General features: G+C 66.3%; 14 protein-coding genes, 1 pseudogene and 1 riboswitch. Of the genes and pseudogenes, 8 read left to right on the top strand and 7 right to left on the bottom strand.

Annotation, left to right across the window (positions count from 1 at the left end):
- Positions 1-25 precede the first annotated feature (25 nt).
- On the bottom strand, positions 26-493 hold the full coding sequence (locus tag KGM94_RS18095) for a hypothetical protein (RefSeq protein WP_300262263.1): 468 nt from the start codon (positions 491-493) through the stop codon (positions 26-28).
- A 176-nt stretch (positions 494-669) separates the two neighbouring features.
- Between KGM94_RS18095 and KGM94_RS18100 the strand changes: the two genes are divergently transcribed.
- Positions 670-963 carry a hypothetical protein gene (locus tag KGM94_RS18100; protein WP_300262266.1) on the top strand — a complete coding sequence of 98 codons (294 nt, stop codon included), beginning with the start codon at positions 670-672 and terminating at the stop codon, positions 961-963.
- 35 nt (positions 964-998) lie between these two features.
- Positions 999-1,538 carry a DUF3617 family protein gene (locus KGM94_RS18105; protein WP_300262271.1) on the top strand — a complete coding sequence of 180 codons (540 nt, stop codon included), beginning with the start codon at positions 999-1,001 and terminating at the stop codon, positions 1,536-1,538.
- A 162-nt stretch (positions 1,539-1,700) separates the two neighbouring features.
- Here the strand turns inward: KGM94_RS18105 and KGM94_RS18110 are convergent, their stop codons facing one another.
- The 3 genes from KGM94_RS18110 to KGM94_RS18120 are packed head-to-tail and all read right to left on the bottom strand — an operon-like array spanning position 1,701 to position 4,379.
- Positions 1,701-3,089, bottom strand: coding sequence for an ATP-binding protein (locus KGM94_RS18110; protein ID WP_300262274.1), 1,389 nt, complete (start codon positions 3,087-3,089; stop codon positions 1,701-1,703).
- 22 nt (positions 3,090-3,111) lie between these two features.
- Positions 3,112-3,840 (bottom strand): response regulator transcription factor, encoded by a 729-nt coding sequence (locus KGM94_RS18115; RefSeq protein WP_300262277.1) that lies wholly within the window; start codon positions 3,838-3,840, stop codon positions 3,112-3,114.
- Positions 3,837-4,379, bottom strand: coding sequence for a MarR family transcriptional regulator (locus KGM94_RS18120; protein ID WP_300262280.1), 543 nt, complete (start codon positions 4,377-4,379; stop codon positions 3,837-3,839). Before KGM94_RS18120 ends, KGM94_RS18115 begins: the two co-directional genes overlap by 4 nt.
- A gap of 336 nt (positions 4,380-4,715) precedes the next feature.
- On the opposite strand from KGM94_RS18120, the gene KGM94_RS18125 reads away from it, so the two are divergent.
- From KGM94_RS18125 to KGM94_RS18140, 4 genes are all read left to right on the top strand, one after another.
- A complete protein-coding gene (locus tag KGM94_RS18125) occupies positions 4,716-5,795 on the top strand; it encodes a branched-chain amino acid aminotransferase (RefSeq protein WP_300262283.1) in 1,080 nt (359 codons plus the stop codon).
- A 240-nt stretch (positions 5,796-6,035) separates the two neighbouring features.
- The gene (hisS, locus tag KGM94_RS18130) at positions 6,036-7,520 is read left to right on the top strand and encodes a histidine--tRNA ligase (protein ID WP_300262286.1); all 1,485 of its coding nucleotides are present in this window, start codon (positions 6,036-6,038) and stop codon (positions 7,518-7,520) included.
- Positions 7,521-7,663: 143 nt separating this feature from the next.
- Positions 7,664-7,861, top strand: a complete 198-nt coding sequence (locus KGM94_RS18135) for a 2-hydroxymuconate tautomerase (protein WP_366526252.1) — start codon at positions 7,664-7,666, stop codon at positions 7,859-7,861.
- A 207-nt stretch (positions 7,862-8,068) separates the two neighbouring features.
- Positions 8,069-8,476, top strand: a complete 408-nt coding sequence (locus KGM94_RS18140; RefSeq protein ID WP_300262290.1) for a thioesterase family protein — start codon at positions 8,069-8,071, stop codon at positions 8,474-8,476.
- Positions 8,477-8,486: 10 nt separating this feature from the next.
- On the opposite strand, the gene proC is transcribed toward KGM94_RS18140, so the two are convergent.
- Both proC and KGM94_RS18150 read right to left on the bottom strand, forming a co-directional pair.
- On the bottom strand, positions 8,487-9,314 hold the full coding sequence (proC, locus tag KGM94_RS18145; protein ID WP_300262293.1) for a pyrroline-5-carboxylate reductase: 828 nt from the start codon (positions 9,312-9,314) through the stop codon (positions 8,487-8,489).
- 226 nt (positions 9,315-9,540) lie between these two features.
- Positions 9,541-10,041, bottom strand: coding sequence for a YbjN domain-containing protein (locus KGM94_RS18150; protein ID WP_300262296.1), 501 nt, complete (start codon positions 10,039-10,041; stop codon positions 9,541-9,543).
- 388 nt (positions 10,042-10,429) lie between these two features.
- Positions 10,430-10,581: riboswitch (FMN riboswitch) on the top strand.
- 74 nt (positions 10,582-10,655) lie between these two features.
- On the opposite strand from KGM94_RS18150, the gene KGM94_RS18155 reads away from it, so the two are divergent.
- Positions 10,656-11,255 carry a 6,7-dimethyl-8-ribityllumazine synthase gene (locus KGM94_RS18155; RefSeq protein ID WP_300262299.1) on the top strand — a complete coding sequence of 200 codons (600 nt, stop codon included), beginning with the start codon at positions 10,656-10,658 and terminating at the stop codon, positions 11,253-11,255.
- 34 nt (positions 11,256-11,289) lie between these two features.
- Positions 11,290-11,476, top strand: a pseudogene (locus tag KGM94_RS18160) (carbon monoxide dehydrogenase); the annotation flags it as partial.
- Between the two features lie 65 nt (positions 11,477-11,541).
- On the opposite strand, the gene prs reads toward KGM94_RS18160, so the two are convergent.
- Positions 11,542-11,958: ribose-phosphate diphosphokinase (prs, locus tag KGM94_RS18165; protein ID WP_300262302.1), on the bottom strand; the 417-nt coding region annotated here is incomplete at its 5' end.

Genomic DNA, 11,958 nt, shown 5'->3' on the forward strand with positions numbered 1-11,958 from the left:
GGTCTAAGCGGTCAGGTTTGCCGAATCAGGGTCTGGCGGCCCGGCAGGCCGGGTTGTAGGCCCAGTTGCGATCGAGCCCGACCACGCACCATTCCACGCCCTGGCCGAAGCCGGCAAAGCCGCCGTCCTCGATGATCGAGAAATGCACCGTGCGCGCCTTGCCGTCGTTGAGCATGGCTTCGCCCGTGCAATAGCGGCGCGGAATATTGTCCGACTGCCAGGGCCGGAAGGCGGTCTCGTGAACGCCGGCGAAGCCCGTGATCTTCAACGCGGAATTCCAGAACGAGCTTTCCTTTTCCCAGAACTGGGTGGCGATCGTCGGCAGCGCCTTCTCGCAATCGGCCACCCGGCCGTCATAGCGCGGCCCGCTCAGCCAGAAGTTCAGCTCCAGCGGATTGGCGGCCCTGGCCTCGCCGAATGACAGCGCGCCGAGCAGGGCGCCGAACACCGCCGCAAAGCGGAGCGATTTCAGGGAGGTGGCGAGGTCGCGCATGGGCCATCCGACGGGTTTGCAAGCATCGGACGGTGCCGCGAAGGCCGGGGCAGGTCAAGTGCAGCGCGGCAACACTCGGCGACGAGTTGGCGGCAACGGCGCCTCCGGCCGGCAAGCGTTCTTTTCAGCGCGTTCGCGGCGCCCTACACTGGCGGCAGCGAAATGGAGTGACGGGAATGCGAATCATTGCGGCAGCAAGCCTCGTGGCCTTCGGCGTCCTGGCGAGCGCATCCGCGCGCGCCGACATCCTGCCGGTGCCGCCGTTCAAGGGCAACGATACCGGCGGCATCATCGCCTATTCGCTGGCGAACCAGGTCGATGCCCGGCAGATCGCGGTCGACCACTGCGCGCAGTACGGCAAGGTCGCGAAGTTCCTCGCGGTGCAGCCCTATGACGGCGGCTACATCTCGTTCGCTTGCCGCTGGGTGCCCTATGGCGCCGCCGAGCAGCCGCTGCGGACGCTCTACTGATTTCCCTGCAACGTCGACTGCCCGGAGCCTGACGCATGACGCGACATTCTGTTGTTCTCGGCGGAGTCTCTCTGATGCTCGCGATCGCGGCGGCAAGCGGCGCGCAGGCGCTCGATCTGCCGGTGCGCAAGGCGGGCCTGTGGGAGTTGAAGATGGTCCGGGCCGGCTCTCCGATGCCGGAAATGACCATGCAGCACTGCACCGATGAAACGGTCGACAAGGAGATGAACAGCAACGTCTCTCCGATGGCCAAGCAGATCTGCTCCAAGCAGGACATCCAGAAGACCGCGACCGGCTATGTCAGCGATTCCGTCTGCAGCGTCGCCGGCACGACCACGACCTCGCATGCCGAGATCACCGGCGACTTCAACTCCGCCTACACGGTGAAGAGCACGGCGCATATCCAGGGCGGACCTGCGGGCGCGGCGGGGCACGATGGGACCACTACGATCGAGGCGAAATGGCTGGGGGCCTGCAAGGCGGACCAGAAGCCCGGTGACATCGTGATGCCCGGCGGCTTCAAGATGAACGTCAGAGACATGTCCAAGCTGAAGGACCTGTTGCCGACGAAGTAGGGGCACGATCGTGGCCCGGATGGAGCGCAGCGAAATCCGGGGCTCAATATCCTTCGCGCAAGAGTCCCGGATTTCGCTTTCGCTCCATCCGGGCTACGCGGACAACGAAAAATCGCGGTTCAACCCCATGCACTGTGCGAGGCGCACCGAGTCAAGGTAATATCACACCGGTATTCGCACCGTCGCGCGAAGGCCGCCCATCGGGCTGTCGCCGAGCGTGATGTCGCCGCCATGGGAGCGGGCGATGTCGCGGGTGATCGCGAGCCCGAGGCCCGTGCCGCCCTCGTCCTGGTTGCGGGCATTGTCCAGCCGCAGGAACGGCTTGAACACTTCCTCGCGCATCGCGGCGGGGATGCCGGGGCCATCATCGTCGACGGTGACGGTCAGATAGCGGTGATCGCGCTGGCCGGCGATGGCGATGGTGTTGCCGTGGCGCGCCGCGTTGGAGACGAGGTTGGCGAGGCAGCGCTTGAACGAGGCCGGCTTCACCGTCACCACGGGCAGCCCGGTGAAGGAAACGGTCGCGGTGTGGCCGTGGCGCTCGGCATCGCTGCGCAGCTCCTCCAGCGCCTGCGCCATGTCGGTCGGCTGCGCCTGCTCGCCCGAGTCGCCGCGCGCGAAGGCGAGATAGTCCTCCAGCATCATCGACATCTCGTCGACGTCCTTGCGCATGCCGTCGAGCTCGGGGCTGTCGCCGATCAGCGCCAGCTCGAGCTTGAAGCGGGTCAGGATGGTGCGCAGATCGTGGCTGACGCCGGCGAGCATCGCGGTGCGCTGCTCGATCGAGCGCTCGATGCGCGATTTCATCTCCAGGAACGCCACCGCCGCGCGCCGCACCTCGCGCGCGCCACGCGGGCGGAAATTCGGCGCCTCGCGGCCCTTGCCGAAACTTTCGGCGGCGTCCGCGAGCCGCAGGATCGGCTTGATCTGGTTGCGCAGGAACAGCACCGCGACGATCAGCAGGATCGAGGACGTCCCGACCATCCAGAACAGGAAGATCTCCGAGTTCGAGGCGTAGGCGGCGCTGCGCTGCGCGAACACGCGCATCACGGCGTCGTCGAGCTGGATGCGGATCTCGACCAGGTTGGAGCGGCCCACCGTGTCGATCCAGAACGGACGCCCGATCTGCCGGCCGAGCTGCACCGACAGGGTCTGGTCGAGCAGCGAGAAGAACGGCTTCGGGCCCGGCGGCGGCATGTCGCCGGGGGGCAGGAAGTCGACCACCAGCCCCAGGCGCTGCTGCGCGATGCGGCGGATCAGGTCGCGATCCCTGTCCTGCGGATAGCCCTTGTAGACGTCGATCAGCGCCGCAACGTCCTGCACCACCGCGGCCGACAGCCGCCGCGTCACCGTGTTCCAGTGCCGCTCCATGAACACGAAGGCGACGACCGACTGCAGCACCACCATCGGCACGATCATGATGAGCAGCGCGCGGGCGTAGAGACCAGTCGGCATCCAGCTCTTGAACGCGTTGCCCATCCAGCCGTTGGCCGCTGACACGCGGCCGGCGGCGCTTCGGAGCAGCGTCAGGCCGGTATCGATCGTGCTCATCGGTCGCGCTTCATCGAACGGCTTAAGGCGAGGCGACCAGGCGGTAGCCGATGCCGCGCACCGCCTGCAGGAACAGCGGATTGGCGGGATCGCGCTCGATCTTGCGCCGCAGGCGGTTGATCTGCACGTCGACGGCGCGCTCGTTGACGCTGCCGTTGCCGGTCAGCGCGCTGCGCGGCACGGTGTCGCCAGGCGCCTCGGCGAGGACGCGCAGCATCTCGCGTTCGCGGTCGGTCAGGTGGATCACTTCCTCGCCCTGGCGCAATTCGCCGCGGTCGAGGTGGAATACGTAGGGTCCGAATGCGATCTTCTCCAGCGCGGCCGCCTGCGGCGGCGCGGTGCGCCTGAGGATGTTGTTGATGCGCAGCGCGAGCTCCCGCGGCTCGAACGGTTTTGCCACGTAATCGTCGGCACCGATCTGCAGGCCCTCGATGCGGGCTTCGGCTTCGTGGCGGGCGGTCAGCATCACGATCGGCACGGAGGAGGACTGGCGGATGAAGCGGGCGAGGTCGAAGCCGGTCTCGCCGGGCATCATCACGTCGAGGATCAGGAGGTCGAAGTGGAGGCCGAGCAGCTTGGCGCGGGCATCGCCCGCGCTCGCGGCGGTGGTGACGCGGTAGCCTTCGGCGGCGAGGAAGCGCGACAACAGATCGCGGATGCGGCGGTCGTCGTCGACCAGGAGCAGGTGCGGCGCGTCGTCGGCCGGGCGCGCCGGCGGGCGGGCGAGAGTGGCGGCGAGCGGCACGGTCACTCCTTTGCGCCTGGGTTGCCGGAGGCGAAGATCGTCTGCAGCACCTTGTCCGGATCGTCGCGGTCGATCATGGCGCGCAGGAAGCGCTTCACCGTCTCCGCGTCCTGCGGCGCCATCTCGGCGAGCGCCTTGTTGATGCGAGTGGTCTGCAGGCCCGCGAGCTTGGCGACCAGCGCCTCGCCCTTCGGCGTCGCATAGAGCAGGCGCTGGCGGCGGTCATTGTCGCCGGTCTTCTGCACGATGTAGCCCTCGTCGAGGAGCTGCTTGAGCACGCGCCCGAGCGACTGCTTGGTGATGCGCAGGACGTCGAGGAGGTCGGCGACCTTCAGGCCGGGATAGCGATAGACGAAATGCAGGACGCGGTGATGGGCGCGGCCGAAGCCGAACGCCTCCAGCTCCTGGTCGGGATCGCCGACGAAATCGCGGTAGGCGAAGAACAGCAGCTCGATGATATCCCAGCGCAAATTGCTCCCGTCGGGCGCTGTCGGCTTGGCGTCGACGGCGGATTGCAAGGGGGTGGCGAAATTTATGTCAGGCATATTGACGTATCTTGGGTTCAATGTTACAAAACGATCAAGCCGGACGAAATTTTAGATCGTCTCGTTCCAGGTGACGTTCTCAAGGGCGGCCGGGGAGAGCCGGACAGGCGACCACGGCCGGACCTGATCTACCGTGCGATTGTCGAGCGGCATTTCGGCAAAACATACTGGACTTCCGCCTTCCGCAAAAGCATGTCCTGTCGCCACATGCTGGACGCGGAAACCGGCCGTAGCAAGGCTGGCGACGGTCAAGTCCGAACCGTTCCGACCCCTGGGCCTGGAGCGGACAGGCCGGCGCCGGACATCGCGCCGATTTCGACAGCGGGAGGCAAGGCAATGAGTTTGAAATTCGACATCCAGCCTGCGGCGAATCCGACGTCCGAGAAGGAGCGCGCGGCGAAGCTCGTGGACCTCGGCTTCGGCCGGGTCTTCACCGATCACATGGCCGTGGTCCGCTACAGCCAGGCCGAGGGCTGGCATGGCGCGCGGGTCGAAGCCCGCGCCAATTTCGCGCTCGATCCGGCCGGCGCCGTCCTGCACTACGCGCAGGAGATCTTTGAAGGGTTGAAGGCCTACAAGCGCGACGACGGCGGCGTGAACCTGTTCCGCCCCGACGCCAACGCCAAACGCTTCCACGATTCGGCCGAGCGCATGGCCATGGCGCCGATCCCGGACGACGTGTTCATCGAGGCGGTCGAGCAGATCGTGCGCATCGACCGCGCCTGGATCCCTGGCGGCGAGGGCAGTCTCTACCTGCGGCCCTTCATGATCGCGAGCGAGGTGTTCCTCGGCGTCAAGCCGTCCGCCGAATACATCTTCGCCGTCATCGCCTCGCCGGTCGGCTCCTATTTCAAGGGCGGGCCGGCGCCGGTGTCGATCTGGGTGTCGGAGAACTACACGCGGGCCGCGATCGGCGGCACCGGCGCGGTGAAGTGCGGCGGCAATTACGCCGCGAGCCTGCGCGCGCAGGCCGAGGCGATCCAGCACGGCTGCGACCAGGTCGTGTTCCTCGATGCGATCGAGCGCCGCTTTGTCGAGGAGCTCGGCGGCATGAACGTGTTCTTCGTGTTCGACGACGGCTCGCTCTCGACGCCGCCGCTCGGAACCATCCTGCCCGGCATCACGCGGGACTCCATCATCGCGCTCGCCAGGGATGCCGGCAAAACGGTGCGCGAGGAGCCCTATTCGATCGACCAATGGCGCGCGGATGCCGCGAGCGGCAGGCTGAAGGAAGCATTCGCTTGCGGCACGGCGGCCGTGATCTCGCCGATCGGCAAGGTGCGCTCGGCCAGCGGCGATTTCGTCATCAGTGGCGGGGAAGCCGGCCCGGTCGCCATGGGCTTGCGCAAGCAGCTGGTCGACATCCAGTACGGCCGGACCAACGACCCGCACAACTGGATCCGGAAGGTGCTGTGAGGGGCGCGGCTCTCGTGTCCCGGACGCGGTGCAGCACTTCTTAGCGGTGCACCGCAGACCCCGGACCCCTCGGACGGACCCCGGATCAGCAGCGCACCACGCCGCAAGGGCGGCGCGCTGCGCAGCATCCGGGGAGCGCAATCTCCACGGGGCTCGCCGCTTCGCAACGCTCCGGAAATGACAGCGTACCAATGGACGGCAGCGGTTGCCGCACCGCGCCTCGACTGATAAACGCCGCGGATGGCCGAGAAACCCAAAAAGCCCCAGAAACTGAAGGCGCGGCTGCCGCGGGGGCTCGCCGATCGCGGGCCCGCCGAGATCGCCGCGACGCGCGCGATGCTGGACAAGATCCGCATCGTCTACGAGCGCTACGGCTTCGAGCCGGTGGAGACGCCGGCGTTCGAATATACCGACGCGCTCGGCAAATTCCTGCCCGACCAGGACCGTCCCAACGAGGGCGTGTTCTCGTTCCAGGACGACGACGAGCAGTGGGTCTCCTTGCGCTACGACCTGACCGCGCCGCTCGCCCGCTATGTCGGCGAGCGCTACGGCTCCGACAGCCTGGTGCTGCCCTATCGCAGCTATCGCGTCGGCTACGTCTTCCGCAACGAGAAGCCGGGACCGGGGCGCTTCCGCCAGTTCATGCAGTTCGACGCCGACACCGTCGGCTCCGCTTCGCCCGCGGCCGATGCCGAGATGTGCATGATGGCCGCCGACACCATGGAGGCGCTCGGGATCGCGCGCGGCTCCTATGTGGTGAAGGTGAACAATCGCAAGGTGCTCGATGGCGTCAGGGATGCGCTCGGCATCGCCGATGACCAGCAATGGCTGACCATCATGCGCGCCATCGACAAGCTCGACCGGCTCGGGATCGTCGGCGTGCGGCAACTGCTCGGCGAGGGCCGCAAGGATGAATCGGGCGATTTCACCAAGGGCGCGGGGCTGAAGGACGCTGACATTGCGCTCGTCGTCTCCGCCATCGAACAGAACAAGGATGCGCCGGTCGACCCGCGGCTCAGCGCGAGTGCGATCGGGCAACAAGGCCGCGATGAGCTGGGTCAGATCAGCAAGCTCGTGACTGCCGCCGGCTATGGCGAAGATCGCATCAAGATCGATCCTTCCGTCGTCCGCGGCCTCGAATACTACACCGGCCCGGTCTACGAGGTCGAACTGCTGCTCGACACCAAGGACGAGAAGGGCCGGCCGGTGCGGTTCGGCTCGGTCGGCGGCGGTGGGCGTTATGACGGTCTCGTCTCGCGTTTCCGCGGCGAGCCGGTGCCGGCGACCGGATTCTCGATCGGCGTGTCGCGGCTGCAGGCGGCACTGACGCTGCTCGGCAAGCTCGACACGGGAAAGGAGTTCGGCCCCGTCGTGGTCACCGTGTTCGACCGCGACCGCGTCGCCGACTACCAGACGATGGTGGCAAGCTTGCGCAACGCCGGCATCCGCGCCGAGCTCTATCTCGGCAATCCCAAGAACATGGGCAACCAGCTCAAATATGCCGACCGCCGCAACTCGCCCTGCGTGATCATCCAGGGCTCCGACGAAAAGGCGCGCGGCGAGGTGCAGATCAAGGATTTGATCGAGGGCGCCAAGGCCGCCGCGGCGATCGCCTCCAACCAGGAATGGCGCGAGAGCCGCCCGGCGCAATTCTCCTGCAGCGAGACGGAGCTGGTCGCCAAGGTGCGCGAGGTGCTGGCGCGCCATGACGTGCGCTGGGGCTAGCCATTCCTTTCAATCGTCATGCACGGGCTTGACCCGCGCATCCATCTTTCAAATGATGGCCGGCCGGACGCGACTGGCAACCCGTCAGCCCTCATGAGGGTTGCGACCGGACGATGAACAGAAACGACAGGGAGAGAACGACAATGCCTGAGGTCACGATCAATCTCGCCGCCGGCCGCACCGACGAGCAGAAGAAGGCCATCATGCTCGACATCACCAACGCGATCGTCAAGCACGCAGGCGTCGATCCGGAAGCCGTCGTGGTGCAGATCAACGAAGCCCCGCACAACAACAAGATGAAGGGCGGCAAGACCTTCATCGAGCGCAACGCGAAGAAGTGATCGCGAGCACGATCTAACCGCGAGTCGTCCCCGCGAACGCGGGGACCCATAACCACAGGGAGCGGTTGTGGCGCGATCTGCCAATTCCAGTCTTCGCCAAACTACTCCCTGTGGTTATCGCGACGAGCGCAAGCGCGCTCGCGCGGGGGTCCCGGATCGGCGCTCGCTCCGCTCGCTTGTCCGGGACGACAGTGAGATCGAGGTACCATGGACGCACGCGACTTCATCAAGATCGGCATGAGCGCCGAGCGGCTGCTGGTGGTGCCGCCGGAGCGCACGGTCGGGCATTTCGTCAAGGGGATGCCGTTGGTCTATGCGACGCCGATGATGATCCTCGAGATGGAGATGACCTCGAGCGAGGCGATCCGCGCCGCGCTGCAGCCGGGCTGGATCACCGTCGGCACCGAGGTCAATGTCCGCCATCTCGCGGCAACGCCGGTCGGCGCGACGGTGCGCACCACGGCCTGCGTGATCGCGGTCGAGCGCCGCGTGATCCGTTTCGAGGTCGAGGCTTTCGACGGCGCGCGCAAGATCGGCGACGGCCGCCACGCCCGCGGATTGGTCAACTACGGCAGCTTCACCAAGCGGTTCGGCGGGCTGGAGAAGCAGCCGTAACGGCACTGGACTACTTCGCGAGCTCCTTCGACCGCTTCGTCGCGGCGGCGATCGCGCGGATCATGAGATCGCGCAGGCCACGTTCGCCCATCAGCACGGTGAGTGCGGCCGCCGTGGTGCCGCCGGGCGAGGTGACGTTTTCGCGCAGCTTGCTCGACGGCAGGTCCGAGCGGTGCAAGAGTTCGCCGGAGCCGGCGACGGTCTCGCGCGCCAGCTTCGTCGCAAGCTGTTCGGGCAGGCCAGCCTCGACCCCGGCGCGCGCGAGTTCCTCGGCGAGCAGGAAGACGTAGGCGGGACCCGAGCCGGACACGGCGGTGACCGCGTCCATCAGGCCCTCATCCGCGACCCATTCGACCGATCCGGTCGCGCGCAACAGCGCGTCGGCGACGGCGCGCTGCTTCGCGCTGACGTTGGATGCCGCGACCGCGACCGTGATGCCGCGGCCGATCGCGGCCGGCGTGTTCGGCATCGCGCGCACCACCGCGCCGCCGCAGACCTCCTGCAGTGCGGCGATGGTGGTGCCCGCCATAATCGAAACCACAGAGGTGGTCGCGGAGACGAACGGCTTCAGCGCCGCGCCCGCCTCGCGGAAGGATTGCGGTTTGACCGCGACGACGAGTGTTTCGATCGAACCCGCGGCCTTCGCGTCGGGATTGAGCACGACGCCCTTTTCGGCCAGCGCGCCGATCTCGGGCGCGAGATGCGGCTCGATCACCGCGACGCGGCGCGGGTCCAGCCCTCCCGCCAGCCAACCGGTCAGCATCGCCCCGCCCATCTTGCCCGCGCCGGCGAGCAGGATGGTGCCGGTGACGTCTTGAAGGGTGCTGTTGTTGCTCATCGATGCTGCCGCAAATTCGGTGTCGTCCCCGCGAAGGCGGAGACTCCCGCGCGGGCGCCTGCGCTCGTCGCGTTACCACAGGCGGTTCTAGTGGATCGAGAAGCGGGCAACAAGCATTGAGCTGTCATTGCCGGGCTTGACCCGGCAATCCATCCCATCGAATGACTCGTCTTGATGGATGCGCGGGTCAAGCCCGCGCATGACGAGTCTTGTTGAGGAAGCGGCCTTACGCTTCCCCCTCGGTGTCGAACATCGCGGCGTCCATCGCTTCCGCGGTGGACTTGCCGGCCCACACCACGAACTGGAACGCCGGATAATAGCGTTCGCAGGCGTTGATGGCGCCGCCCAGCATGCTCTCGCATTGCGCGGGCGAGGCGGTCAGGCCGCCCGGCAGCACCAGGGCCTGGCGGTGCATGAGCATCCCGGTGTGGGTCCAGAGGTCGAAATGGCCGATCCACAATTGCTCGTTGATGGCGGCGACGAGCCGCTGCACCTCGTTCCGGCGCGCGACCGGAATCTTCATGTCGAAGGCGCAGGCCAGATGCAGCGCCTCGATCTCGCCCATCCAGGTGAAGGAGAGCTGATAGTCGGTCCACTGCCCCTTGGAGATGATCGTGAGTTCGTCTTCGCCGGAACGTTCGAACGGCCAGTTGTTGCTGGCGGCAATGTCCTCGACCACCGTCAACGGGTGGCTTCGGGAATCGATAGCGCTTTCGAGCAGGGACATGCCGTCTCGACCTCTTGCCTTCTTGTTGTCGTGATACGCACGCGGTTGGCCCGGCGCACTTCCTCTCCTTGCTTGGCTCGGAACCAAACCGGATCAGCGCGGGCCCGTCGGCGATCAAGTGATGTGATTTGCGGAATCTGCGCAACTGTGCCCCGAGTCCGTCCACAGGGTTGCAGCGGCTCGTCCACAGCTGATCCATTAATTTGAGAACAAACCGGAATCGGATTCGACCGGAGCCTCAATCGTTAACGGCCGAACCCGGCGGGGCGGCCCTGGGGGAGTTTCGCCCTGAGCTCATGGGACCATGCAGTTTCCCAATGCCGAAGGCGCTTGCCGCCCCGGCCTGAGGGCGTCATATTTCGAGCTAGGCCGTTCAATCCTGAGCGGCTGATGTTCTCAGGGCGGGGTGAAAGTCCCCACCGGCGGTAAGGGTCGATGAGGCCCAAGCCCGCGAGCGCCTTCCCCCTCAAAAGGGAAGGGTCAGCAGATTCGGTGTGAATCCGAAGCCGACGGTCAAAGTCCGGATGAAAGAGAACGGTCGGTGGCTGCCGCGAGGTTTCGCGGCCGCTCGTCGTTCCGTGTGCCCTGATTCTGGTCCTTTGAAGAGGAAAGCCATGAATCAGATGTTGCAAGACGCCGAAATCCAGACTTCCCAGACCGCGTCCCAGGACGCTCACGTCCAGCCGCCGCCGGTTCCCCAAGACATTCTTCAAGATCGGCCGCCGCCGGTGCCGCAATATCCGCGCTTCGCAAAACCGCAGCGGGTCGCCTTCGTGGAGGCCTGCTGGCACCACGACGTGGTCAGGGAAGCCCGCATCGCCTTCCTGCGCGAGGCCGGGCTGCGGCACATCACAAACGTCGACGTGTTCGAGGTGCCGGGCTCGTTCGAGATCCCGCTGCACGCGCAGATCCTAGCCAAGACGCGGCGCTACACCGCGATCGTCGCGGCCGGGCTCGTGGTCGACGGCGGCATCTATCGCCACGAATTCGTCAGCGACACCGTGATCAAGGCGCTGATGGACGTGCAGTTGCGCACCGAAGTGCCGGTGTTCTCGGCCGTGCTGACGCCGCAGCAATTCCACGAGACCGAGGTGCACTACGATTTCTTCCGCAAGCATTTCGCCACCAAGGGCGTCGAGGTCGCGGAAGCCTGCGCCAGCACCCTGCTCAGCCTGGAGCGGCTGCGCGGCCAGGTCGCGGCGGGGATCGTGTAAGGGTGGTTTGCAAGGCGCCATCTCCTCATCCTGATTGCGCGCCTTCATGGCGCAGCAGGAAGGCGTTCGCCTGATCGTGAGTTTCGAGCGCCTTCGGCATCGCGGTGTCCGGCATGCGTTACACCGCGATGCTCGGCATGCATTTCGTCGCGCTCACGGGTGGGATGGCGCATCAGCATCTCGGCGGCAGTCTCGTTGCGTCGCAGCAAATCCTCGCCATCACCCGACATTCAAGCTGCGCTTGAATGTCGACCTCTCTCCCCGCAAGCGAGCAAGGTAGGAAAACTCAGTCGAACAGGCTCGACACCGACTCTTCCGACGCGGTGCGGGCGATCGCGTCCGAGATCAGGCTGGCGATCGGCAGGGTGCGGATGTTCGGCGACTTGGCGACCGCGTCCGTCGGCTGGATCGAGTCGGTGATCACCAGCTCCTTCAGCCGGGACGAGGCGATGCGCGCGGCGGCGCCGCCGGAGAGCACGCCGTGGGTGATGTAGGCGTAGACGTCCCTGGCGCCCTTGGCGATCAGCGCATCGGCCGCGTTCACCAGCGTGCCGCCGGAATCGACGATGTCGTCGATCAGGATGCAGGTGAAGCCGGCGACATCCCCGATCACGTTCATCACTTCGGATTCACCGGCGCGCTCGCGGCGCTTGTCGATGATGGCGAGCGGCGTGTTGATGCGCTTGGCAAGCCCGCGCGCGCG

Origin of the sequence: Bradyrhizobium sp. (assembly GCF_028868675.1) — a bacterium.
Taxonomy (GTDB): Bacteria; Pseudomonadota; Alphaproteobacteria; order Rhizobiales; family Xanthobacteraceae; genus Bradyrhizobium.